At 74.7% G+C, this 22,180-nt stretch carries 23 protein-coding genes and 2 tRNA genes; 12 read left to right on the plus strand and 13 right to left on the minus strand.

Going from position 1 to position 22,180, the window contains the following annotated elements; genetic code table 11:
• Nucleotides 1–5 precede the first annotated feature (5 nt).
• From GC722_RS16910 to GC722_RS16920, 3 genes are read right to left on the minus strand one after another with little or no spacing between them, the layout of a single operon-like run.
• Nucleotides 6–1,178 (minus strand): amidohydrolase, encoded by a 1,173-nt coding sequence (locus GC722_RS16910; protein WP_156611913.1) that lies wholly within the window; start codon nt 1,176–1,178, stop codon nt 6–8.
• Nucleotides 1,179–1,188: 10 nt separating this feature from the next.
• Nucleotides 1,189–2,028 carry an inositol monophosphatase family protein gene (locus GC722_RS16915; protein WP_156611914.1) on the minus strand — a complete coding sequence of 280 codons (840 nt, stop codon included), beginning with the start codon at nt 2,026–2,028 and terminating at the stop codon, nt 1,189–1,191.
• Nucleotides 2,015–3,430, minus strand: coding sequence for a hypothetical protein (locus GC722_RS16920; protein WP_156611915.1), 1,416 nt, complete (start codon nt 3,428–3,430; stop codon nt 2,015–2,017). Before GC722_RS16920 ends, GC722_RS16915 begins: the two co-directional genes overlap by 14 nt.
• A 174-nt stretch (nt 3,431–3,604) precedes the next feature.
• Here GC722_RS16920 and GC722_RS16925 point away from each other — a divergent pair, with 174 nt between their 5' ends.
• The gene (locus GC722_RS16925) at nt 3,605–5,287 is read left to right on the plus strand and encodes a mannitol dehydrogenase family protein (protein WP_156611916.1); all 1,683 of its coding nucleotides are present in this window, start codon (nt 3,605–3,607) and stop codon (nt 5,285–5,287) included.
• Nucleotides 5,288–5,389: 102 nt separating this feature from the next.
• A complete protein-coding gene (gene arfB, locus GC722_RS16930) occupies nt 5,390–5,803 on the plus strand; it encodes an alternative ribosome rescue aminoacyl-tRNA hydrolase ArfB (protein WP_331715001.1) in 414 nt (137 codons plus the stop codon).
• A 1-nt stretch (nt 5,804) separates the two neighbouring features.
• Here arfB and GC722_RS16935 read toward each other — a convergent pair whose 3' ends face one another.
• Both GC722_RS16935 and ettA read right to left on the minus strand, forming a co-directional pair.
• Nucleotides 5,805–6,176, minus strand: a complete 372-nt coding sequence (locus GC722_RS16935; RefSeq protein ID WP_331715002.1) for a tautomerase family protein — start codon at nt 6,174–6,176, stop codon at nt 5,805–5,807.
• Nucleotides 6,177–6,187: 11 nt separating this feature from the next.
• Entirely contained in the window at nt 6,188–7,870 is a 1,683-nt protein-coding gene (ettA, locus tag GC722_RS16940) for an energy-dependent translational throttle protein EttA (RefSeq protein WP_156611918.1), read from the minus strand.
• A gap of 234 nt (nt 7,871–8,104) precedes the next feature.
• Between ettA and GC722_RS16945 the strand changes: the two genes are divergently transcribed.
• Nucleotides 8,105–8,551: a single-stranded DNA-binding protein gene (locus GC722_RS16945; RefSeq protein ID WP_197430242.1), complete on the plus strand. Its 447-nt coding sequence runs from the start codon at nt 8,105–8,107 to the stop codon at nt 8,549–8,551.
• A 27-nt stretch (nt 8,552–8,578) separates the two neighbouring features.
• Here GC722_RS16945 and GC722_RS19055 read toward each other — a convergent pair whose 3' ends face one another.
• The 7 genes from GC722_RS19055 to GC722_RS16980 all read right to left on the minus strand — a co-directional run bounded on the left by GC722_RS19055 (nt 8,579) and on the right by GC722_RS16980 (nt 14,998).
• Nucleotides 8,579–10,210: a GTP-binding protein gene (locus GC722_RS19055; protein ID WP_156611920.1), complete on the minus strand. Its 1,632-nt coding sequence runs from the start codon at nt 10,208–10,210 to the stop codon at nt 8,579–8,581.
• Nucleotides 10,210–12,039 (minus strand): GTPase domain-containing protein, encoded by a 1,830-nt coding sequence (locus GC722_RS16955; RefSeq protein WP_156611921.1) that lies wholly within the window; start codon nt 12,037–12,039, stop codon nt 10,210–10,212. The genes GC722_RS19055 and GC722_RS16955 overlap by 1 nt, the downstream gene beginning before the upstream one ends.
• A gap of 67 nt (nt 12,040–12,106) precedes the next feature.
• Nucleotides 12,107–13,543 carry a PrsW family intramembrane metalloprotease gene (locus GC722_RS16960; RefSeq protein ID WP_197430243.1) on the minus strand — a complete coding sequence of 479 codons (1,437 nt, stop codon included), beginning with the start codon at nt 13,541–13,543 and terminating at the stop codon, nt 12,107–12,109.
• A 320-nt stretch (nt 13,544–13,863) separates the two neighbouring features.
• Nucleotides 13,864–13,940 (minus strand) — tRNA-Arg (locus GC722_RS16965).
• A 33-nt stretch (nt 13,941–13,973) separates the two neighbouring features.
• The gene (locus GC722_RS16970; RefSeq protein WP_156611923.1) at nt 13,974–14,282 is read right to left on the minus strand and encodes a DUF1330 domain-containing protein; all 309 of its coding nucleotides are present in this window, start codon (nt 14,280–14,282) and stop codon (nt 13,974–13,976) included.
• Between the two features lie 25 nt (nt 14,283–14,307).
• On the minus strand, nt 14,308–14,541 hold the full coding sequence (locus GC722_RS16975; RefSeq protein ID WP_331715003.1) for an RNA-binding S4 domain-containing protein: 234 nt from the start codon (nt 14,539–14,541) through the stop codon (nt 14,308–14,310).
• Nucleotides 14,531–14,998, minus strand: coding sequence for an ankyrin repeat domain-containing protein (locus GC722_RS16980; RefSeq protein ID WP_231747897.1), 468 nt, complete (start codon nt 14,996–14,998; stop codon nt 14,531–14,533). The genes GC722_RS16975 and GC722_RS16980 overlap by 11 nt, the downstream gene beginning before the upstream one ends.
• Nucleotides 14,999–15,051: 53 nt before the next feature.
• Here GC722_RS16980 and GC722_RS16985 point away from each other — a divergent pair, with 53 nt between their 5' ends.
• Together GC722_RS16985 and GC722_RS16990 are read left to right on the plus strand one after the other, a co-directional pair.
• Nucleotides 15,052–15,534, plus strand: a complete 483-nt coding sequence (locus GC722_RS16985) for a YbaK/EbsC family protein (RefSeq protein WP_156611924.1) — start codon at nt 15,052–15,054, stop codon at nt 15,532–15,534.
• Between the two features lie 76 nt (nt 15,535–15,610).
• Nucleotides 15,611–16,738 (plus strand): MFS transporter, encoded by a 1,128-nt coding sequence (locus GC722_RS16990; protein WP_156612177.1) that lies wholly within the window; start codon nt 15,611–15,613, stop codon nt 16,736–16,738.
• A 32-nt stretch (nt 16,739–16,770) separates the two neighbouring features.
• On the opposite strand, the gene GC722_RS16995 is transcribed toward GC722_RS16990, so the two are convergent.
• The gene (locus GC722_RS16995) at nt 16,771–17,064 is read right to left on the minus strand and encodes a helix-turn-helix domain-containing protein (RefSeq protein ID WP_156611925.1); all 294 of its coding nucleotides are present in this window, start codon (nt 17,062–17,064) and stop codon (nt 16,771–16,773) included.
• Between the two features lie 66 nt (nt 17,065–17,130).
• On the opposite strand from GC722_RS16995, the gene map reads away from it, so the two are divergent.
• The 7 genes from map (at nt 17,131) to GC722_RS17030 (ending at nt 22,120) form a co-directional block, all read left to right on the plus strand.
• Nucleotides 17,131–17,913: a type I methionyl aminopeptidase gene (gene map / locus GC722_RS17000; RefSeq protein WP_156611926.1), complete on the plus strand. Its 783-nt coding sequence runs from the start codon at nt 17,131–17,133 to the stop codon at nt 17,911–17,913.
• 99 nt (nt 17,914–18,012) lie between these two features.
• Nucleotides 18,013–18,666, plus strand: a complete 654-nt coding sequence (gene orn / locus GC722_RS17005; RefSeq protein WP_331715005.1) for an oligoribonuclease — start codon at nt 18,013–18,015, stop codon at nt 18,664–18,666.
• Between the two features lie 74 nt (nt 18,667–18,740).
• Nucleotides 18,741–18,813: transfer RNA gene (locus GC722_RS17010), tRNA-His, on the plus strand.
• 320 nt (nt 18,814–19,133) lie between these two features.
• Nucleotides 19,134–20,009: an ABC transporter substrate-binding protein gene (locus GC722_RS17015; protein WP_156611927.1), complete on the plus strand. Its 876-nt coding sequence runs from the start codon at nt 19,134–19,136 to the stop codon at nt 20,007–20,009.
• Nucleotides 20,002–20,718, plus strand: coding sequence for an amino acid ABC transporter permease (locus GC722_RS17020; RefSeq protein WP_331715006.1), 717 nt, complete (start codon nt 20,002–20,004; stop codon nt 20,716–20,718). Before GC722_RS17015 ends, GC722_RS17020 begins: the two co-directional genes overlap by 8 nt.
• A complete protein-coding gene (locus GC722_RS17025) occupies nt 20,715–21,452 on the plus strand; it encodes an amino acid ABC transporter ATP-binding protein (RefSeq protein ID WP_331715007.1) in 738 nt (245 codons plus the stop codon). Before GC722_RS17020 ends, GC722_RS17025 begins: the two co-directional genes overlap by 4 nt.
• Nucleotides 21,449–22,120, plus strand: a complete 672-nt coding sequence (locus GC722_RS17030) for a GntR family transcriptional regulator (protein WP_156611928.1) — start codon at nt 21,449–21,451, stop codon at nt 22,118–22,120. Before GC722_RS17025 ends, GC722_RS17030 begins: the two co-directional genes overlap by 4 nt.
• Nucleotides 22,121–22,180 lie beyond the last annotated feature (60 nt).

Raw genomic sequence — 22,180 nt, forward strand, 5'->3', positions numbered from 1 at the left:
GGGGCTCAGTCCTCGGGCTGCCAGGTGTGGACCTCGCGGCCGGCGACGAACACCCGCAGCGCCCGCTGCATGACGTCGAGCGGGTCCCCGCTCCACAGCACCACGTCGCCGAGCTTGCCCACCTCGAGCGAGCCGATCTGGTCCTCCAGGCCGAGGGCCCGGGCGGGGTTGATGGTGATCGAGCGCAGCGCCGTCTCGCGGTCGAGCCCCGCCTTGACGGCGAAGGTGGCCTGGTGGACCAGGAAGTGGATCGGGATCACCGGGTGGTCGGTGATGATCGAGATCTCGACCCCGGCGCGCGCCAGCCGGCCCGGGTTGGCGGTGGAGCGGTTGCGCAGCTCGACCTTGGACCGGCTGGTCAGCAGCGGGCCGATCAGCACGGGGATGCCCCGCTCGGCCAGCAGGTCGGCCACCAGGTGCGCCTCGGTGCCGTGGTCGAGCACCAGCTGGTAGCCGAACTCGTCGGCGATCCGCACCGCGGTGGCGATGTCGTCGGCCCGGTGGGAGTGCTGGCGCCAGGGGATCTCGCGGTCGAGCACCGACAGCAGCGCCTCCAGCTTGAGGTCGCGGCCGTCGAACGGCTTGCCCTCCGCGGCGGCCCGGTCCCGCCTCGCCCGGTAGTTCTCGGCCTCGACGAACGCGCTGCGCATCACCGCGGCGACCCCGAGCCGGGTCGACGGCGTCCGCTTCTGCTCCCCGTAGATCCGCTTGGGGTTCTCCCCCAGCGCCGCCTTGAGGCCGGCCGGCGAGCGCAGCACCATCTCCTCGACGGTGCGCCCGGAGGTGTGCAGCGCGACGCAGAGGCCGCCGACGACGTTGCCCGAGCCCGGGTTGACGCACACCGTGGTGACGCCGCCGCCGAGGGCGTCGGTGAAGCCGAGGTCGCCGGGGTAGATGGCGTCGAGGGCGCGGACGTGGGCCGTCACCGGGTCGGTCATCTCGTTGGTGTCGTCGCCCGACCAGCCCTCGCCCTCCTCGTGCACCCCCAGGTGGGTGTGGGCGTCGACGAAGCCGGGCAGCAGCCAGCCGCCGCCGGCGTCGACCACCTCCGCCCCCGCGGGCACCTCGACGTCGGGGCCGAGCGCGGTGATGGTGCCGTCCGTCACCAGCACGGTGCCCCGGAAGGGCTCGGCGGTGACGGGGACGACGTGGGCGTCGGTGATCGCGAGGGTGGACATGGTGGCCACTCTAGGCAGGCGGGCGCGACCCGGTCGCCTCCGCCCGGCGGGCGGTGTAGACGGGGAGGAGCAGCTCGCGCAGCGGTCCCCACAGGGCCGGCGGCGCCGCGAGGACGTCCCCGCTGGCGGGGAAGCGGCCCGGGCACGGACCGTCCAGGTCGCCCACCGTGCCGCCGGCCTCGTGCACCAGCAGCGCCCCGGCGGCGCAGTCCCACGGCGAGAGCCCGGGGGTCCACACCGCGTCCGCGCGGCCGGTGGCCAGCTGGGCCAGGGCCGCGGCCGCGCTGCCGCCACGACGCACGTCGCGGACCCGGGGCAGCAGCGCGGCGACCATCTGGGCCGCGTCGTCCTTCTGCCGACCGCGGCCCCAGTTGACCTCCACCAGGGTGTGCGCCAGGTCCGTCCGGTCGGGGACGTGGAGCCGCTCGCCGTCGGCCCAGGCGCCGCCGCCGAGGTGGGCCCAGCTGAGCCGTCCGACCGCCGGTTCGGCCACCGCGCCGGCCAGCAGGGCCTGGTCGTCGGCCCTCACGGCGGCGACGCTCACCGCCCAGTCGGGTCGGCCGTAGACGTAGTTGGTGGTGCCGTCGACGGGGTCGACGACCCACGTCACCTCGCCCGTCCCGGCCACGCTGCCGCCCTCCTCGCCGAGGATCCCGTCGTGGGGGCGGCGCCCGAGGATCACCGAGCGGATGGTCTCCTCGGTGTCGGTGTCGGCCTGGCTGACCAGGTCGGACGGACCCGCCTTGTGCCGCACCTGCAGCGAGCCGGCCCGGCGCCGCCAGTCCATGGCGACGGCCGCGCCCGCCCGGGCGGCGGCCACCGCCACCGCCGACAGCTCAGCGGGGTCCACGAGGTCCCGCGTCGGGGGCGTCGCCGGCCACGGGCGCCGGCGGGTGCACCAGCTCCCAGGCCGAGGAGCCGACGACCCAGCGCGCGAGCGCGCCCAGCGCGGCACCGACCGGGCGGGTGAGCGGCCGTGCCCAGGAGCCCATGGTGCTGAGCGAGTTCCGGGTGGCGGTGACGTAGGCGAGCATCACGACCAGCCACGGGAGCACGGCGACCACCGACGCGGCCGACGGCGTCGCCGATCCCAGCAGCACCACTCCGACCAGCAGGAGCAGGGCGCCGGCACCCGTGACGACCCGGCGTGCGCGCGGGGGCGCCACCACCACCGCGAGGGTGAGCAGGGCGCCGCCCACGGCCACGGCCGCGGCCGGCGGCCACGCGGCACCGGGCGGTGAGAACTCCCACCCGGTCAGGGCGGCCGCTCCGCCGGCCACGACGAAGGCCAGGTTCCACGGCGCCAGCGGCGAGGTCCGGCCGCGCAACGGCGCCCAGTCCGCACCCGGCGTGCCGTCGGCCACGTGCTCGGCGCGGGCGGGCAGCCAGCGGACGAGCGCCGTCAGGTGCTCGCGGGCGTGCTGGGCCTGCACCGTCCACACCGGCTCACCACCGCGCAGGACGCAGAAGGCGGTGGCCTCGACCGCCCAGCGGCTGGTGACGAAGCCGATCCCGTACGCCCACAGCGCGACGGTCGCGGCGACGGCCAGGACGGGGCGGTCCGCGAGGCCGAGGGCCAGACCCAGGCCGATCAGCCCGCGCACGGCGTACCCCGCTCCCACGGCCAGCCAGATCGCCACGACGGCGGGACGCAGCGGCGCGGGCACCTGCTCGCTGCGCCCGGTGCCCGCCGAGCGGAGCCACTCGTAGACCGCCGCCACGCCGAACACCGCCACGGCGGCGAGGGCCAGCAGCGGGCCCAGGTGCAGCTGCGGCAGCGCGAGGACCAGGCCTGCCACCAGCGCCAGCCGTGCGGCGGCGACGGCGCAGCTGGCCAGGATGTGCTCCCGGCCGCGCTCGAGGGGCCCCGGCAGCCGGCCGCGGTCCTTCGCCGAGGGGTGACGCTGGTCGGCTGCGAAGCCGCGCACGTCGTTCCACTGGTAGCGGGCCGGGTAGATCAGCAGCTCCACCGCGAGCAGCACGACGGCGGCGCGCAGCACCGTCCGGGGGTCGGTACCGCCGGCACCCAGCACCCCGAGCAGGAAGGCGCAGGGGATGAGCAGCGCCTTGAAGGCGTCCCCGGGCCGCGGCACCAGCAGGTAGCCGGCCATCGTCCGCCCACCCGCGGGCGGGGCGGCCCGGCCGGCGGCGGGGACGTCCCGGGCCGCCGGGGACGGCCGGTCGACGCCTCCGGGCGCGACCAGCGGCGCCGGGGTCCGGCCGGCACGCGCGGGGTCGCTCGTCAGGGTCACAGCGCCGACTTAGCCCGGACGGCGCCGCCCAAACCGGCGACCGGGGTCCGGTTGGCCCCTGCCGGACCGGGTAGGGACACAGCACCTCGAGGTCAAACAGCGGCTTCGACCCGGCCGTGCGCGCCGACCGGCGCCTCCCGCCGGGCCGGCCGCCTGACCTCCGAGGAGACCCTCGTGACCACCACGATCCCCACCTCCGGCGTCGCCGGCGGCGACGACCACCCGGGGCTGCCCGCCCGGACCGTGCCCGTCCCGACCGTGCCGGTCTGCGCGGACCGGCTGGCCGGCCTGGACGACGGCAGGGTGTCGGTGCCCTGCTACGACCGCGCCGCCCTGGTCCCCGCCGTGGTCCACATCGGGGTGGGCTGCTTCCACCGCGCCCACCAGGAGCTCTACTTCGACGACCTCGCCCGCCGCGGGGAGACCGCCTGGGGCGTGACCGGGGTCGGTCTGCACAGCCCCGAGATGGGTGAGGTGCTCACCCAGCAGGACAACCTCTACACCGTGCTGGTGCGCGACGAGACCGAGGACCGGGTGAGGGTCGTGGGCGCACTCACCCGCTACCTCTTCGCACCCGAGGACCCGGCGGAGGTGCTGCGGACCCTGGCCGACGAGCGCACCCGGCTGGTGACCCTCACCATCACCGGCTCCGCGTACCCCTCCCAGGAGGTCGATCCGGCCGACCCGGCGGTGCGGGCCGACGTGGAGACCCCGGACACGCCCGGGACCGCCTTCGGCTACCTGGTGCAGGCCCTGGACCTGCGCCGCCGGGCCGGGCTGCCGGCGTTCACGGTGCTCTCCTGCGACAACATCCAGGGCAACGGGGCGGTCACGCGGGCGGCGGTGGTGTCGACGGCGCGGCTGCGCGACCCCGAACTGGCGGACTGGATCGAACGGCACGCCGCCTTCCCCAGCAGCATGGTCGACCGGATCACCCCCGAGACGACCGCCACCACCCGCGAGCTGCTGGCCGAGGAGTACCACGTCGAGGACCGCTGGCCGGTGGTGACCGAGCCCTTCTCGCAGTGGATCATCGAGGACTCCTTCAGCGCCGGGCGGCCGCCGCTGGACGCGGTGGGCGCCCGCTTCGTCGACGACGTGCTGCCCTACGAGGTCATGAAGGCGCGGCTGCTCAACGGCGCCCACTCCGCGCTCGGCTGCCTGGGCGCGCTGGCCGGCTACACCACCAGCCACGAGGCGATGGCCGACCCGGTGGTGCGGCAGTTCGTCGCCGGCTACCTGCGGGAGGCGTCGGCGGTGCTGCCGATGACGGTGCCCGGCATCGACCTCGACGCCTACTGCCAGACCCTGCTGCGGCGCTTCGCCAACCCGCGGGTCGGCGACCAGCTGAGCAGGCTGTGCCGTCGTGGCTCCACCAAGCTGCCGTCCTACGTGTTCCCGACCCTGCAGCAGGCGCTGGAGCAGGACCGGCCCCGGGCCCACGTCGTGCTGGCCGTGGCCGCCTGGCTGCGCTACCTGCACGGCGTCGACCACAGCGGCTCCCGCTACGAGGTGTCCGACGTCCGGGCCGAGGAGCTGCGGGAGCTGGTGCTGGCCGGCGGCTGCGACCCCCGGCCGGTGCTGCAGGGCGCCCCGGACCTGTTCGCCGCCCTGGCCGACGACCCACGGCTCGCCGACGAGCTCAGCCTGGCGCTGACCGCCCTGCAGGCCGGACCCCACGCCGCGGCCGCCGCGCTGTCCGCGGCGGGGAAAACCCCGACCTCGGGCGGGGCGCCGCAGCCCGCCCGGCAGCAGCCTCCGACCCGGGCCCGGCGGCGTCCGGACCCGACGGTGCAGGCGCCGGCGTCCCGGCCCCGCGAGGTCGGCACCGCGCTCACCCGTCGCGGACGTCGGTGAGCCACCACGGTCGCGGCTCGGCGGTGCCGCCCGCCTCGTAGGGTGGTCCGGTGCGCAGCAGGGAGGCAGGCACCAGGGAGGCAGCAGACGGGGCCGGGCGCCGTGGCTGACCTCTTCGTGCCCCCCGGCCCCGGCCTCCCGGACGGCCTGGTGGTCCCGGAGGGTGAGCTGGTGGAGCGGTTCAGCCGCTCGTCTGGACCGGGCGGGCAGTCGGTGAACACCACCGACACCCGGGTCGAGCTGGTCTTCGACGCCCCGGCCAGCGCCGTGCTGCCCGCCCGTGCGGCCGCCCGGCTGGGCGTGGTGCGGATCGTCGCCTCCGAGCAGCGCAGCCAGCTGCGGAACCGGGCCGCGGCGCGGGAGCGGCTGGCCGAGCGCATCCGCGAGGCCTGCGCTCCCCCGCCGCCGCGACGGGTGCCGACCAAGCCGTCCAAGGCGTCGCGACGCCGCCGCGTCGAGGCGAAGGTGCATCGCGGTCGCACCAAGGCCCTGCGCGGGAGGGTGCGCCCGGACTAGGTCACACGTCGACGCGGTAGCCCAGTTCCAGCTCGTCGCCGGGCACGCCGCGGATGCCCCAGTTCTCCCGGGGCGTCTCGGTGATGGTGATCTCGACGTCCTCGGCGGCCAGCCCGAGCGCGGCGGTGCGCCGGTAGACCGCGGCCACGAAGGCCTTCTTGGCCTGCGTGGTGCGGCCGGTGAACATCGACACCTCGATGATCGTGTAGTCCTCGCCGCGCGGGTGCAGGAACAGCTCCCGGGGCAGCGGGACGAAGCGGTGGAACCGCTTCTCCGCCGGCAGTCCGAAGGCCTCCTGGGCCGCGGCGTGGATCGCCTCCGACAACGCCGGCACCCTGGGTTCCAGGGTGCCGGCGAGACCGGTGACGACCACCTGCGCCATGCTCAGCTGCGGGTCAGGCGCCGGTGCGTGGCCCGGTGCGGACGGGCCGCGTCGGGCCCGAGCCGCTCGACCTTGTTGGCCTCGTAGTCGGCGAAGTTGCCCTCGAACCAGAACCACTTGGCCTGGTTCTCCTCGTCGCCCTCCCAGGCCATGATGTGGGTGGCCACCCGGTCGAGGAACCAGCGGTCGTGGGAGATCACCACGGCGCAGCCGGGGAACTCCAGCAGCGCGTCCTCCAGGCCCTGCAGGGTCTCGACGTCCAGGTCGTTGGTCGGCTCGTCGAGCAGCAGCAGGTTCCCGCCCATCTTCAGGGTCAGGGCGAGGTTCAGCCGGTTGCGCTCACCGCCGGAGAGCACGCCGGTGGGCTTCTGCTGGTCGGGGCCCTTGAAGCCGAAGGAGGCCACGTAGGCCCGCGAGGGCATCTCGAAGGTGCCGACCTTGAGGTAGTCCAGGCCGTCGGAGACGACCTCCCAGACGTTCTTCTTCGGGTCCAGGCCGCCACGGCCCTGGTCGACGTAGGAGATCGAGACCGTCTTGCCGAGCTGGAGCGAGCCCGAGTCCGGCTGCTCCTGGCCGACGATCATCTTGAACAGCGTCGACTTGCCGACGCCGTTGGGCCCGATGATGCCGACGATGCCCGAGCGCGGCAGGTCGAAGGTCAGGCCGTCGATCAGCACCCGGTCGCCGAAGCCCTTGACCAGGTCGGTGACCTGCAGCACGTCGGTACCCAGCCGCGGGCCCGGCGGGATGTTGATCTCGGAGGTGTCGATCTTGCGGTCGCGCTCGGCGGCCGCGGCCATCTCCTCGTAGCGGGCGAGGCGGGCGCGGTTCTTGGCCTGGCGGGCCTTGGGGCTGGAGCGGACCCACTCCAGCTCCTTCTCCAGGATCTTGGCCCGCTTGGCGTCCTTCTTGCCCTCGACCTGCAGCCGCTCGCGCTTGGTGGTCAGGTACTTGGAGTAGTTGCCCTCGTAGCCGTGCAGCCGGCCGCGGTCGACCTCGCAGATCCACTCGGCCACGTTGTCGAGGAAGTACCGGTCGTGGGTGACGGCCAGCACGGCGCCCGGGTAGGTCTTCAGGTGGCCCTCGAGCCAGTTCACCGACTCGGCGTCGAGGTGGTTGGTGGGCTCGTCGAGGAGCAGCAGGTCGGGCTGCTGCAGCAGCAGCTTGCACAGCGCGACCCGGCGGCGCTCACCTCCGGAGAGGACGTCGACGACGGCGTCCGGCGGCGGGCAGCGCAGCGCGTCCATCGCCTGCTCGAGCTGGGCGTCGATGTCCCAGGCGTTGCGGCGGTCGAGCTCGGACTGGACGTCGCCCATCTCGGCCATCAGGGCGTCGAAGTCGGCGTCGGGCTCGCCCATGGCGACACCGAGCTCGTCCATCCGCCGCTGCAGGTCCTTGATGTCGGCGACCGCCTCCTCGACGTTCTCGAGCACGGTCCTGCCCTCGGTCAGCGGCGGCTCCTGCAGCAGGATCCCGACGCTGGCGTCCTTGGCCAGCATGCCGTCGCCGTTGTCGGGCTGCACCAGCCCGGCCATCAGCTTCAGCAGGGTCGACTTGCCGGCGCCGTTGGGGCCGACGACGCCGATCTTCGCCCCCGGCAGGAACGCCTGGGTGACGTTGTCGAGGACGACCTTCTCGCCCAGCTTCTTGCGGACGTTGTGCAGGGTGTAGATGAACTCAGCCATCGAGGTGCTTCAACCTTTGCGAGTGGATGTGCGCTCTCGGGTGGGCGCGGGCCGCGTACGAGTATGCCAGCGACCGCCGGCACGACACAGCCGCACGACGTCGTCCACAGCCCCGGGGGCCGCCGGTCCGCCGTCCACAGCCCGCCCCTGCCCGGGGTGCGCTCCTCCTCCCGCTCCACACGGTGGGGGCAACCACCGCGGCGGGGTGCCGCGGTCACGAGGGAGGACGCTGCCATGGAGGCACACCTGAACATGACCGGCTGGGTCGGCACCGAGGTCGAGACGCGCGTCACCAGGGCCGGGCAGACGACCGCCAGCTTCCGGCTGGCCTGCACCCCCAGGGCGCGGCGTGCCGGCGGCGAGTGGGGCGACCTGGAGACCAGCTGGCTCACCGTCACCTGCTACCGCTCGCTGGCCGACAACGTCCGCGCCTCGGTGGCCAAGGGCGATCCGGTGGTGGTCGTGGGCCGGCTGCGGACGCAGGCGTGGGTGGACGCCGACGGCCAGCGCCAGGACCGGCAGGTGCTGGAGGCGACCGCGGTCGGCCACGACCTGACCCGCGGTACCGCGGTCTTCTCCCGCACCGAGCGGACGGTGGCCGAGGAGGAGCCCGACGAGACCTTGCGGGACCTGATCCTGTCGGTCGAGGCCGACCAGGCGAGCGCTCCGGCGCCCGCCTGAACGGGCCCTGAGGCGTCGTGCCCGGAGTCAGCCGGCCGCCTGCTCCAGCGCCCGGCGGGCCCCGGCGTGACGGTCCAGCTCCTGGCCCAGCGGCTCCAGCACGTCCTGCTGGGCCACCTGCTCGACCGCCCGCTCCAGGGCGCGGCGGGCCCGCGCGGCGGCCCGTCCGGCGCCGAGCACCACCCCGACCCGGCTCGCCCCGGCCACCAGCAGCCCGGCCAGCACACCGCCGCCGAGCAGCACCGTCGGGGCCGGCAGCCGCCACCAGCGGACGTCCGGCAGCGGCGGCAGCTGCAGGTAGAGCAGCAGCAGGTCCAGCCCGAGCCAGAGCACGCCGGCCAGCGCGGCGGCGAGCAGCAGCCACTGCAGCACGCGGACGACCGACCACCACCGGCGCCGGCGCTCCATCTGCAGGTCGGTGGTGGACACGGCGCGGTCCAGGTGGTCGGGCAGGTCGGCACGACGTTCCAGGCTGGCGGCCCGCACCCGGTCCGACCAGCCCGGCGGCATCCCCGCCGAGGCCGCCTCGGCCACCTGTCGCAGGGCGCCGTCGACGCGGGCCCGTCCGGCGCCGGCGACGGGCGCCAGCGAGGTGCGGCCGACCCGGGCCGGCTCGACCTCGGCGGTGCCGCCCCGGCCCGCGGCGAGGGACCGGTCCAGGTGCAGCCGACGCAGCGGGTCCGGGCGGAAGCGGCCCAGCCAGGAGAGCACCGGCCACCCGGTGGCCAGGGCCCCGCGCTGCCGCCAGGCCCGGTCCACCGCCGAGGCGACCTCGGGCACGCCGGCGGCGGCCGACAGCGCCGTCACCAGCCGCTGCCGGTCGGCCGGGCCGACCCCGGAGCCGCCCGGACCGGTCTCGGCGAGCAGCGCCTGCGCGGCGGCGCGGACGTCCACCGCCAGCCGCTGCGCGGCGGTCGTCTTGTCCCTCACCCGCTCGGCCAGCAGCTTCTGCAGGTGCGGCAGGCCCAGCCCGGTGACGGCAGAGACGGCCAGCACCGGGACGTCGCCGAGCCCCTCGGAGGCCAGCAGCCGCTCGAGGTCGCGGACGCAGGCGTCGGCCTCCGCGCGGGGCAGCCGGTCGATCTGGTTGAGCACCACCACGGTGACCCCGGAGTGCTCGGCCATGGGCTGCAGGTACTGCTCGTGCAGCACCGCGTCGGCGTACTTCTGCGGGTCCACCACCCACACCAGCAGGTCGACCAGCTGCACCAGCCGGTCGACCTCCAGCCGGTGGGCCACCTCGGTGGAGTCGTGGTCGGGCAGGTCGAGCAGCACCAGGTTCTGCCGGCTGGGCTCGGCCGCCAGGGTGTAGCGGCGGCGGACCTGCAGGAAGTCCAGCAGGTCGTCGGGGGCGTCTCCCCAGCTGAGCGCCATCGCCTCGGAGGTGGTGGGGCGACGGACGCCCGGGGTGGCGAGCTCGCGGCCGGCCAGCGCGTTGAACAGGCTCGACTTGCCCGAACCGGTGGAGCCGGCCAGGGCCACCACGGTCCAGTCACCCGAGACGGCGAGCCGGCGCTCGGCCTTCTCGACCACCGACCGGGCCCGTCCCACCACCTCGGACCTGACGCGCCCCTCGCTGAGCTCGGCACCCTCGGCCAGCTGGCTGAGCCGGCCGGCCAGCCCCTTGGCGGTGCGGGCCCCGGTTCCGGCGCGCGCCATCACGACCGCCCCTCGGCGGCCTCGCCGGCCTCGCCCGCCGGCTGCGCCGGTGCGGCCTCCAGCGCCTCCCGGTCCCGCGGTGCGGGGGGCACGACGAGCGCGCTGCGCGGGGCGGACTCCAGGCCCCGCCGCTCCAGCACGTCGGGAGCCTGCGCGTGGACGGCCTCGACCGCGGCCCGGATCCGCTGGGCCTGCTCGGGCTCGACCTGCTGCTCGGCCAGCACCCGGTGGTAGCGGGACAGCTCGGCCGACATCACCACCTCGACCCGGTCGTCCAGCAGCGTCTTGGCCTGCCGGGAGAGCCGCCGGATGGCGTCGTCGCCGAAGACCCCCTCCAGCACCCGCTGCGCGAGCAGCGCCGTGCCGCCGGCCACCCCCAGCTCCGCACCCACCAGACCGCCGGTCTGGGAGAAGACCACGATCATCAGCGCCACCCCCACGCCGTTGACGCCGAAGGCCAGGAACCGGGCCCGGGACCGCTTGTGCATGCCCTCGTCGGCCACCAGCTCCAGCACGTCGCCCTGCCAGTCGCGGATGGCGCGCGCCACCGCGGCCGGGAAGTCCGGGGACGGGTGGCGCAGGTCGGCGCCGGAGCGCTCCAGCAGCACCCGGCCCACGCTGTGCGCCCGCCAGGACGCCTCGGCGCGCTCCGCGGCCGCCTCGCCCTCCTCCCGCAGCAGCGCCTCCAGCCCGGACTCGACGGCCACCTTGACGGTGTCGGCGGCCTGCGGGCGGCCGGTCAGCGCGGCGGTCACCTTGTCCCGCAACCAGCCGATCCGGCGGTCCATCGCCCGGAAGAACTCCCCGGTGCCCACGAAGTCCTGCCAGCGGGCCAGCACCTCCCCGCGCAGCAGCGTGCCGTCGGCGGACTGCACCGACACCGACCGCACCGCCTCCGACCAGGCGTGGTCGGCCTCGGCCCGCAGCTGCAGCACGGTGTCCACCTGCTCCTCGACCGCCCCGGCCACCGCCGGCGCCGAGGCCACCAGCTCCCCGATCGCCCCGGCCAGCGTCTGCCGCACCACCGCGGCCCGCCGCTGCCCGTCGGCGGCCAGCTCGGCCAGCCAGCGCCGCACCGGCGACACGGCGGAGTCCGGCAGCAGCCCGTCGGCGTCGGTGGTCGTCTCGGGCACGGCGAACAGCGGGGAGCCGCCCAGCCCGCGCTGGCTCATCAGCTGCCCGAGGTGGGCGGGGACGTGACGCATGGCGGCCGGCGGCACCCGTCCCAGCACCACGGCCACCGCGGCGCCACGCCGGGCGGCGGAGTGCAGGAAGTCCCACGGGACGGCGTCGGCGTAGCGGGCGGCGGAGGTCGCGAACAGCCACAGGTCCGCCGCGGCCAGCAGCTGGGCGGCCAGCAGCCGGTTCGCCTCCACCACGGAGTCGATGTCGGGGGCGTCCAGCAGCGCCAGCCCACGGGGCAGCGACGGCTCGGCGACCAGCCGCAGGCTGCTCGGACCGCTGCTGGTCCCGGTGGTGCGGGCCAGCCCGGGCAGGATCCGGTCGGAGGTGAACCAGCCGGCGTCCTCGGGGTGGTGCACCAGGACCGGCGCCCGGGTGGTGGGGCGGATGACGCCGGGGGCGCTGACCACCCGCCCGACGAGGGAGTTGACCAGGGTCGACTTGCCGGCGCCGGTGGATCCGCCGACCACCGCCAGCAGCGGCGCGTCCAGGGCGGCCAGCCGGGGCAGCACGTAGTCGTCCAGCTGCGTGGCCAGCTCGCGGGCGGTGCGGCGGTGCCCCTCCGCGCCGGGCAGCGGCAGCGGCAGCCGCACGGGGGCCAGGGCGTCCCGCAGCTGCACCAGCGCGGCCGGCAGGGTGCCCGTCATCACGTCTCCTCGCTCCCGCGCCGGCGTACCCCGGTGCGTGACGACGATCCTGCCAGGGGCGTCCCGCTCAGCTGCGGGGCGGGGCCCAGCTCGGGTCCACCTCCGAGTACTGGGTCGCGGTCTGCCCCAGCGGCTGCGAGCCGCGGCCGGCCGGCACCGCGGGCCAGCTGCCGCCCAGCCCGGCCGGGCCGGGGTAGGCCGGCGGTGCCCACTGCTCCACGGCACGGCGACGACGCAGGCTCGGGTAGGGGGCGCGTCCCTGCGGCAGCACGACGGCCAGCGGGCGCCGCTCGGCGACCGTGCGCAGCAGCTCGTTCTCGCGGCGGGTGCCCACCGCGTCGACCAGCCCGCGGGTCAGGCTGTCGCGCAGGTAGGCGAGCTCGGTGAGCGCCACCTGGTACACCATCGTGGACCACAGGGTGCGAGGCCCGCGCCACAGCGCGTGCCACAGGGCACGGGCCCGGGTCCGTAGCCGGCTCGCGGCCAGGGCGTCGTCGGGCTCCAGCCAGCCGGCGCGGACGTAGTCCTCCAGCCGGGCCCGGACGCTGCGGCCCTCGCGCAGCAGCTGGCGGATGATGAACCCGATCGCGGTGCCGACCAGCAGCAGCGCCACCCCCCACAGCAGCAGCAGCGGGGTGCCCTGGACCAGGGTGGAGGAGGCGTTGAACATCATGTGCAGCAGCGCGGCGGCCAGGAACCCGACCAGCGGCGCCAGCACGCGGAACAGCTTGGACTTGGCGCGCAGCGCCACCGCCAGGCCGACGCCGGCGCACATGGTGAACAGCGGGTGGGCGAAGGGGGTCATCACGCCCCGGAGCAGGAAGATCTGCTGCAGGACCTCGTCGGGGTCCGCCTGGCCGAAGGTCTGCGCGGCGTACCGGTAGGCGCGGCCGTAGTAGAGGATGTTCTCGGTGAAGGCGAAGCCGGCCCCCGACAGGCCGGCCAGCACGATGCCGGAGAGCCGGTTCACCCAGCCGTAGCGCATCAGGATCGCGATGAAGAACAGGATCGTGGCCTTCGTCGACTCCTCGACGAACGGCGCCACGAAGACCGCGGCCCGGGCCCCCGACGCGGGGTCGCCGTCGCCCTGGATGGCGAGGTGGCCGGCGGCCCAGGTGTTGACCTGGGCGGAGATGAACGTGCTGACGAACCCGCCCCAGCACAGCGCGGCCAGCCACAGCGCCACCCGGGTCCACAGGTGCACCGGACGCCACCGGTCGGCCCAGAAGTACAGCAGCGAGATCGGCACCAGGCTGTAGGCCGCGTAGAGCGACACCTTCGGGATGGCGTCGGTGCCCAGCCCGATCAGCGTGCCGCCCGGCACCTCCTGGTCCGGCACGACCTGGAACCACAGCGCCACGGCGCACAGCAGCGAGAGGATCAGCATGGCCACGGTCAGCCACACCATCGGGTTGGTGAGCACGCGCCTCGCCGGGTCGCCGGTGCGGACGACGGGGATCCCCGAGCGGCGACGCTCACGACGTTCCTGGGCCTCCACCGACATGTGCGCCAGCGTACAAGCAGCCGGAGGCGGGCCCGGGGGACGCCGGGGCGGCGGGAAGCAGGGGGCGCCCCACTCCCTCGGGGGATAGGAGTGGAGCGCCCGCGGCACAAGGTAGCGGTTGAGGAGAGGCGGGTCTAACCGGGTCGCGGGGAGGGTCCTGCCCCCCATCCCCCGATCGGGGGCAGGACCCACGCAGCGTCACCCCGAAGCGGCAACGGCCGACTCGACACGTTACATAACGATGACATAACGGTGAAGGGGGGCTCGCGGTTCTGCCGGAGATCCGGGCAGAACACGTCGGGATCCGGAACCGATGCGGCTGGCGCCCCCGGCAGGATTCGAACCTGCGACCAAGAGATTAGAAGGCTCCTGCTCTGATCCACTGAGCTACGAGGGCTCGGCCCGGGCGGTCGGCCGCCCGGCCCGGGGGTCAGGATACGGGAACGCCCTCCACCACCAGGTAGCTGCGCTCGAAGGCCTCGGCGGCCAGCTCGCGGGGACGGGCGTAGGCCGCGGAGTCGTAGTAGTCGCGGGCGGCCTGCACGGTGTCGAACTCGATGACCACCCAGGCCGCACCCTCCGGGTCGGGGTCGCCCTCCTTCACCTCCGCGACCGCGCCGCGGACGAGGAAGCGGCCTCCCGCCTCGGCCAGCGCGGCGGCGGACAGCTGGAGGTACTCCGCCGCCAGCTCGGGGTCGACCACCTTGCGGCGGACCAGCACGTATCCCTTGGGTTCCATGGCCCGCACTCTGGCACAGCTGGGCTCAGCCGACGCGGGCCGCCCGGCGCTGCGGACCGACCCCGGTCAGCTCGACCAGGTCCCCGGCCACCAGCTGGCGGCCGCGACGGGTCTCGATCTCGCCGTTGACCAGCACGAACCCCTCGGCGACCACGGCCTTGGCCTCGGAGCCGGAGTCGATGAGGTCGGCGAGCTTGAGGAACTGCCCGAGCCTGATGCCCTCCCCCGCGACCGGCACGACCGGCGGTTCAGCCGTCACGACGCACCCCCTGCAGCAGGTCCTGGTGGCCGGAGACCTCGGCCGCCTCGCGCGCGGTCGGGGTGCCCCGGTCGGGATCGGCCCCGCGCAGCAGCAGCACGGCCACCACCTCCTGCCGGCCCTGCAGCACCGCCGCGGCCAGCGGAGAGAGCCCGCGGTCGTCCAGGCGGTCCACGTCGGCACCGCGCTCGGCCAGGGCCACCACGGTGTCGGCGTGCCCGGCGGCGCCGGCGAGCAGCAGCAGGCTGCTGCCGTCGCCGTCGGTGAGGTCGACCGGCACACCGGCGTCGACGTAGGCGGCCAGCGTCGCGGTGTCGCCGCTCCGGGCCATGTCCAGGCAGCGGGAGGCCAGCCGGACCAGCTCCTCCATCTCCGCCTCGCTGCGGACGCCCTCGCCCTGCGGCCCGTCCGCCGTCGCACCGGCCGCCGCGTCCCCGTCCTCTGCGTTGGAGCTCATCGCCCCACCGTAGGGCGTCGTCCACCGCACCGCCCACCCCTAGACTCGCCGCCATGACCGACGTCCTGCCCCGACGCAGCCGCGAGGTCGTGGCGGCGCTGGCCGCCGCCGGGGTGGAGGCCCGGGTCCGCGTGCTCCCCGAGGCCACCCGGACGGCGGCCGAGGCCGCCCGGGTGCTGGGCTGCGAGGTCGGACAGATCGCGAACTCGCTGGTCTTCGTGGCCGGGTCCGAGCCGGTGCTGGTGATGACCAGCGGCCGCCACCGGGTGCAGACCGAGGTGCTGGACGGCCTGCTGGGGCTGGCGGAGCCGCTGCGGCGGGCCACCCCCGAGGAGGTCCGCCTCGCCACCGGTCAGGTCATCGGCGGGGTCGCCCCGGTCGGCCACCCCCGACCGCTGCCGACGGTCGTCGACCGGGCGCTGTTCGACTACGAGCTCGTGCACGCCGCCGCCGGCACCCCGCACTCCATCGTCGACCTGACGCCGCAGCAGCTGGCCCGGGTCACCGCCGGACGCGTCGCGGACGTGCGCCGGTGACCGGGACGTCGTGAGCCGCTGGCGTCCGTCGCCGCTCTTCCTGCTGAGCGCCTACGGCCCGACCGTGCTGGCCTCGATGGGCATCGGGGCGGTCACCCCGCTCGTCGCGCTGACCGCCCGCGACCTCGGGGCCAGCGTGGGGGTGGCGGCCCTGGTGGTCGCCCTGCTGGGGCTGGGACAGCTGTGCGGCGACCTGCCGGCCGGGTGGCTGGCCGAGCGGCTGGGCGAGAAGCGGGCCCTGGTGCTGGCCTGCGTGCTGGAGGCGGCCGGTCTGCTGACCGCCTGCGTCGCCCCCTCGGTGCTGCTGCTCGGCGTCGCGGTCTTCGTCTGCGGCATGGCCGGGTCGGTGCTGGCGCTGGCCCGGCAGTCCTACTTCACGGTGGCGGTCCCCAGCGCCTACCGCGCCCGCGCCCTGTCGACGCTGGGCGGCTGCTTCCGGATCGGCTTCTTCGTCGGGCCGCTGGTGGGTGCCGCGGTGATCTCGGCCTTCGACCTGCAGGCCGCCTACGTCTTCGCCGCCGCCTCCAGCCTGCTGGCCGCGGTGGTCACCCTGGCCCTGCCCGACCTGCCGCCGACCGGCACGGGCGCGCCGCCGCCCCGGGTGGGGCTGCGCACCGTGCTGTGGGAGCACCGCCGGGTGCTGACGACGGTGGGGGTGGGCGTGCTGCTCATCATGATGGCCCGCGCCACGAGGCAGTCGATCATCCCGCTGTGGGCGGAGTCCCAGGGCGTCTCGCCGGCCACGACCAGCGTCATCTTCGGGCTGTCCAGCGCCATGGACATGCTGATGTTCTTCCCCGGCGGCTGGGTGATGGACCGCTACGGCCGGTTCTGGGTCGCGGTCCCGGCGGTGGCTGTGCTGGGCGCCGGCATGGTCGTGCTGCCGCTGACCGACTCGGCGCTGACCATCGGCGCCGTGGCCCTGGTGATGGGGCTCGGCAACGGCGTCAGCTCGGGGGTGGTGATGACGCTGGGCTCCGACGCCTCCCCGGCGGTGGGACGGGCCCAGTTCCTGGCGGCGTGGCGGCTGCTGGCCGACACCGGCACCAGCGTGGGTCCGCTGCTGATCACCGCCGTCACCGGGCTCGCCTCGCTGGCGGCCGGCTCGGTGGTGGTGGGGGTGATCGCCCTGCTCGGTGTCGGCTGGCTGACCCGGTGGTTGCCCGGCAGCCCGCTGGCGGACCGTCGGGCCCGGGACGCCTGACCGGGGCCGGACCCGGCTGGGCAGGAGGCGGCCTAGGAGGCCAGCCGCTCCCCGGCGCCACCCGGCGGGGCCGGCTCGGCGGCGGTGCGGTTGACCTCGGACCAGAGGGCGTCCAGCGAGAGACCGAGGACCTCGGCGACCGCGGCCACGGTGGGGAACGCCGGGGTGGCCACGCGGCCGGACTCGATCTTGCGCAGGGTCTCGGGCGAGACGCCGGCGTCGAGGGCGGTGGTGAGCATCGACCGCTCACCCCGCGCCCGTCGCAGCAGGGCGCCGAGCCGCTGGCCGCGTTCGACCTCGGCGGGGGTGAGCGGCAGCCGGACCATGGCCTGATCGTAGTACGGGATAACATGGCCGGGATAGTTATTGGCAGACGAGGAAGCAGGCGCCGCATGATCGAGATCCAGAGCCCCACCGGACTGGCCCGGGCCCGGGAGACCGGCGCCCTCGTCGGCGACATCCTGCACGAGCTCAAGGGGCGCAGCACCCCGGGCACCAACCTGCTCGACATCGACCGCTGGACCCGTGAGCTCATCGACGCCGCCGGGGCGACGTCCTGCTACGTCGACTACGCCCCCTCCTTCGGCCGCGGCCCGTTCGGCCACCACATCTGCACCGGCGTGAACGACGCCGTGCTGCACGGCCGGCCGCACGACTACGCGCTCGCCGACGGCGACCTGCTCAGCCTCGACCTGGCCGTCGTGCTCGACGGGGTCGCGGCCGACGCGGCCATCAGCTTCGTGGTCGGCGGCTCGCAGCCTCCGGAGAGCCTCGCCCTGATCGGCGCCACCGAGCGGGCCCTGGAGGCCGGCATCGCCGCCGCCGGCCCCGGAGCCCGCCTCGGCGACATCTCCGCCGCCATCGGGGCGGTGCTGACCGGGGCGGGGTACCGGGTCAACACCGAGTTCGGCGGACACGGCATCGGGTCGACCATGCACCAGGACCCGCACGTCCCCAACGCCGGTCGTCCCGGCCGCGGGTTCCGGCTGCGTCCGGGGCTGCTGCTGGCCCTGGAGCCGTGGGTGATGGCCGACACCGACGAGCTGGTCGTCGACCCGGACGGGTGGACGCTGCGCAGCGCCACGGGCTGCCGGACGGCGCACAGCGAGCACACCATCGCCATCACCGACGACGGCGCGGAGATCCTGACCCTGCCGCGGCGGGCGCGGACCTGAGTGCCTGCGCCGGCCCACCGGGGCCGCTGCTCCCCGGGCACGCCCCCGGCTCCCGGGGAACGGCCGGGCGCCGTCGCCCCGGGACCTAGAGTGGGTCCGGTGAGCGGCAACCTGGTGTGGATCGACTGCGAGATGACCGGCCTCGACCTGGAGTCCGACGCCCTGGTGGAGGTGGCCGCGCTGGTCACCGACGGCGAGCTCAACGTGCTCGGCGAGGGCATCGACGTGGTGATCAGGCCCCCGGCCGCCGCCCTGGAGCAGATGGGCGACTTCGTCCGCGAGATGCACACCGGCTCCGGTCTGCTGGCCGAGCTCGAGCACGGCCTGGAGCTGGCCGAGGCCGAGCAGCTCGTGCTCGACCACGTCCGCCAGTTCGTCCCCGAGCCGCGCAAGGCCCCGCTGGCCGGCAACAGCATCGGCACCGACCGGGCCTTCCTGCTGCGGCAGATGCCCCGTCTCGAGGCCCACGTGCACTACCGCAACGTCGACGTCTCCTCGTTCAAGGAGCTGGCCCGCCGCTGGTTCCCCAAGATCTACTACCACGGCCCGGCCAAGGGCGGTAACCACCGGGCGCTGGCCGACATCCAGGAGTCGATCGAGGAGATGCGCTACTACCGCGAGACCCTGCTCGTCGCCCCGCCCGGGCCCGACACCGCCACCTGCAAGGAGGTCGCGGCCCGCCACGCCGGCTCGCTGACCGGCCTCGTGGTGGCCGCCCCGGTCGAGACCGCCGAGGACGCCGGCGACAGCTGATTTCGTCCCGGCGGCGGGATCTGGCTACACTGTTCCAGCCGTCGACCAGGGTGCATCCCGCCCGGGCGACCGTGGTGGGTGTAGCTCAGTTGGCAGAGCACCTGGTTGTGGTCCAGGGGGCCGCGGGTTCAAGTCCCGTCATCCACCCCGCAGAGCTGGCCCCGTCGGTCCGTCCGACGGGGCCAGTCCCGTTCCCACCCCTCGCTGTGGCAGCCGGGACGCACCGGACGCCAGCGGACCGCGGTCACGCCTCGGGCAGGGCCCCCTCCGCCCGGCCGGGCGGCACGGCCGCGACGTCCGGCCGCGGCCCCGTCGACGCCTGCCGCTCCTCCGGCGTAACAGTCCTGTTAACCGCCTGGGCAGACCCTTCCCGGGCCCCTCCGCCGGTTCGTATCTTGTATACAAGATATTCCGCGAGAGGCTGGCGACGTTGCCACCGCGCACACCGAGCCACGAAGGAACTCCCGATGAAGAGGACAGCTCGACGCCCCGGCGCCCTGCTCCTGGCGGCCGCGGTGCTGGTCGCCGCCAGCGCCTGCTCCAGCGAGCCCGAGGCCCCCACCGGCCCCGTCACCGTCACCCCGCCGGCCACCCTGGTGGAGGCGGGTGAGCTGACCTACGGGGTCGCCGCCACCTTCCCGCCCTTCGAGTACAAGGACGGCACCGAGCTGACCGGTTTCGACGTCGACATGGCCGAGAGCCTGGCCGGCTACATGGGCCTGCGGCCCTCACCCCTGGACATCGACTTCGACGGCCTGATCCCCGCCCTGGGTGGAGGACGCGTCGACATCATCAACTCCGCGATGTACATCAACGAGGAGCGTGCCGAGCAGGTGGACTTCGTCCCCTACCTGGTCGTCGGCGAGGCGCTGCTCGTCCCCAAGGGCAACCCGCTGGGCATCGCCACCATCCCCGACGACCTCTCCGGGCGCACCATCGCGGTGACCCGCGGCGCCATCGGCGAGACCTACATGGAGCAGTTCAACACCGAGCTCGAGGCCAAGGGGCTGGAGCCGATGACGATCATGGCGCTGCCCACCAACCAGGACGCCCTGCTGGCCGTGACCTCGGGGCGCGCGGACGGGTTCGACACCTCGACCCCCGGCGCGGCCTACACGCTCACCGAGCGCGGGGACGACTTCGACATCGCCGGCACCTTCGAGCTGGGCACCCAGATCGGCATCGCGGTCCGCAAGGGCGACACCGAGACCCGTGCCGCCGTCGAGGCGGGGCTGCAGGAGCTGGTCGCCGACGGCACCTACCGGGAGCTGATCGCCCGCTACAACCTGCCGCCGGAGTCCGCCCTCCTCGGCGAGCCGGCCGCCACGGAGTCGGGTGACTGAGGTGCAGCTGCTGGAGTACGTGGTCTCGACCGCGTTCCTGACGGCCACGCTGGTCACGATCGCGCTGACCGTGCTGTCGATGGCGCTCGGCGTCCTCGGCGGGCTGCTGCTGGCGCTCGGCGCCAGCTCCCGCTTCGCGGTCCTGCGTGGCGTGGTCGCGGTGTACGTGTGGCTGTTCCGGGGCACGCCGGTGCTGCTGCAGCTCATCTTCGTCTTCAACGTGCTGCCGCTGGTCGGGCTGCGGTTCGACTCCTTCACCTGCGCGATCATCGCCCTCAGCCTCAACGAGGCCGCCTACATGGCCGAGATCATCCGCGGCGGCCTGCTGGGCGTGGACCGGGGCCAGCGCACCGCCTCGCACATGCTCGGGCTGACCCGGGTCCAGACGATGCTGCACGTCGTGCTGCCCCAGATGGTGAGGCTCGTGCTGCCGCCCACCGGCAACCAGCTGATCGGCATGCTGAAGACGTCCGCGCTGGCGTCCGTGGTGGCGGTGCAGGACCTGCTGCTGGTCGCCCAGCGCACCGCCGCCGGCAACTTCGACTACGTCAACGCGCTGCTGGCGGCCGCGGTGCACTACCTGCTGCTCACCACGCTGTGCACCCTGCTCGTGCACGCCGTCGAGGTGCGGATGGACGTGTCGCGCAAGGCCCAGCGCCGCCAGCGGCAGGAGACGCGGGCGCTCGTCGCAGAAGGAGGACGTCGGTGAGCGAGATCCTGATCGAGACCCAGGGCATCACCAAGAGCTACGCCTCGACCACCGTGCTGTCGGACGTGAGCCTGCGAATCCACCGCGGCGAGTGCGTCGTGCTGCTCGGACCCTCGGGGGCCGGCAAGTCCACCGCGCTGCGGTGCCTGGCCGGGTTGGAGGAGCTGCAGGCCGGCTCGGTGGTGTTCCAGGGGGAGACCTTCGTGACCCCCGAGGGCACCCACCGCCACCTCCGCGGCGCCATCGGCATGGTGTTCCAGCAGTTCAACCTGTTCCCGCACCTGAGCGTGCTGGACAACGTCGCGCTGGCCCCGCGGCGGGTGAAGAAGGTGGCGCTGCCGCAGGCACGCCGCCAGGCCGAGGAGCTGCTCGACCTGGTCGGCCTCGGCAACCGCCGCGGCTACTTCCCGCACGAGCTGTCGGGGGGTCAGCAGCAGCGGGTGGCCATCGCCCGGGCGCTGGCCATGGAGCCCACGCTGATGCTCTTCGACGAGCCGACCAGCTCCCTCGACCCCGAGCACACCCGCGAGGTGCTGCGGGTGATGCGGCAGGTCATCGACCTCGGGATGACCGTGGCGGTGGTGACCCACGAGATGTCCTTCGCCCGGCAGAGCGCGGACCGCGTCCTGTTCATGGACGAGGGCCGGGTCGTGGAGGACGCCCCGGCCGCCCGGTTCTTCACCGCGCCGCAGAGCGCACGGGCCCGGGCCTTCCTGCGCGAGGAGGACGAGTGAGCGTCCCGGGTGCGCCCGGGGAGCCCCCGCACTCCCCCACCTGGCGCAAGCAGGACTGGGCCTACGCCCAGCTGCGGGAGTGGGTCGTCGAGGGCCACCTGCGCGAGGGGCAGAAGCTCGACGAGGCGCGGCTCGCCGACGAGCTGGGGGTGAGCCGCATCCCGCTGCGGCACGCGCTGTCCCGGCTCGCCTCGGAGGGTCTGGTGGTCGACCGGCCGCACCGCAGCCTGCTGGTGGCCCCGATGTCGCTCGCCGACGCCGAGGACGTCTACGCCGGCCGGACCGTGCTGGAGGTGCTGCTCGCCACCACCGCCACCGAGCGGGCCGAGCCGGGTGACGTCCAGCGGGTGCGGGCGGTGCTGGACGTGCAGGCCGAGCACACCAGCGGCGGCCACCACGAGCACTCGCGCCACGACGACCGCAACTTCCACTTCGCGATGTACGAGACCGCCCGGATGGCCGCCACCTTCGCCGCCCTGCAGCGGCTACGCCTGCTGAGCGAGCGCTACATCCACCTCTACCTCAAGCAGCCGAGCCGGCTGCAGGAGTCCCTGAGCCAGCACCGCGCCATCTTCGAGGCGTTCGCCGCCGGCGACCGCGACCGGGTCGCCGAGCTCACCGAGCGCCACGTCACCGAGGGCATCCAGGTCCTGCGCGGCCTGCTCTGACCTCCTCCGGGGCCGTCCTCCGGCGGCCCCCCACGACCACGTCCGACCCGCTGCGACCCG

It is taken from the genome of Auraticoccus cholistanensis (assembly GCF_009742705.1).
GTDB classification, from domain to species: Bacteria; Actinomycetota; Actinomycetes; order Propionibacteriales; family Propionibacteriaceae; genus Auraticoccus; species Auraticoccus cholistanensis.

Coding starts and splice junctions, on each gene's coding strand:
- GC722_RS16955 (WP_156611921.1), bottom strand. CDS start 12,039: ATGACGGGCACCCTGCCGGCCGCGCTGGTGCAGCTGCGGGACGCCCTG.
- GC722_RS16945 (WP_197430242.1), top strand. CDS start 8,105: ATGGAGGCACACCTGAACATGACCGGCTGGGTCGGCACCGAGGTCGAG.
- GC722_RS16970 (WP_156611923.1), bottom strand. CDS start 14,282: ATGGAACCCAAGGGATACGTGCTGGTCCGCCGCAAGGTGGTCGACCCC.
- GC722_RS16995 (WP_156611925.1), bottom strand. CDS start 17,064: ATGGTCCGGCTGCCGCTCACCCCCGCCGAGGTCGAACGCGGCCAGCGG.
- ettA (WP_156611918.1), bottom strand. CDS start 7,870: ATGGCTGAGTTCATCTACACCCTGCACAACGTCCGCAAGAAGCTGGGC.
- map (WP_156611926.1), top strand. CDS start 17,131: ATGATCGAGATCCAGAGCCCCACCGGACTGGCCCGGGCCCGGGAGACC.
- GC722_RS17015 (WP_156611927.1), top strand. CDS start 19,134: ATGAAGAGGACAGCTCGACGCCCCGGCGCCCTGCTCCTGGCGGCCGCG.
- GC722_RS16990 (WP_156612177.1), top strand. CDS start 15,611: ATGGGCATCGGGGCGGTCACCCCGCTCGTCGCGCTGACCGCCCGCGAC.
- GC722_RS16910 (WP_156611913.1), bottom strand. CDS start 1,178: ATGTCCACCCTCGCGATCACCGACGCCCACGTCGTCCCCGTCACCGCC.
- GC722_RS16960 (WP_197430243.1), bottom strand. CDS start 13,543: ATGTCGGTGGAGGCCCAGGAACGTCGTGAGCGTCGCCGCTCGGGGATC.
- GC722_RS19055 (WP_156611920.1), bottom strand. CDS start 10,210: ATGGCGCGCGCCGGAACCGGGGCCCGCACCGCCAAGGGGCTGGCCGGC.
- GC722_RS16985 (WP_156611924.1), top strand. CDS start 15,052: ATGACCGACGTCCTGCCCCGACGCAGCCGCGAGGTCGTGGCGGCGCTG.
- GC722_RS16980 (WP_231747897.1), bottom strand. CDS start 14,998: ATGAGCTCCAACGCAGAGGACGGGGACGCGGCGGCCGGTGCGACGGCG.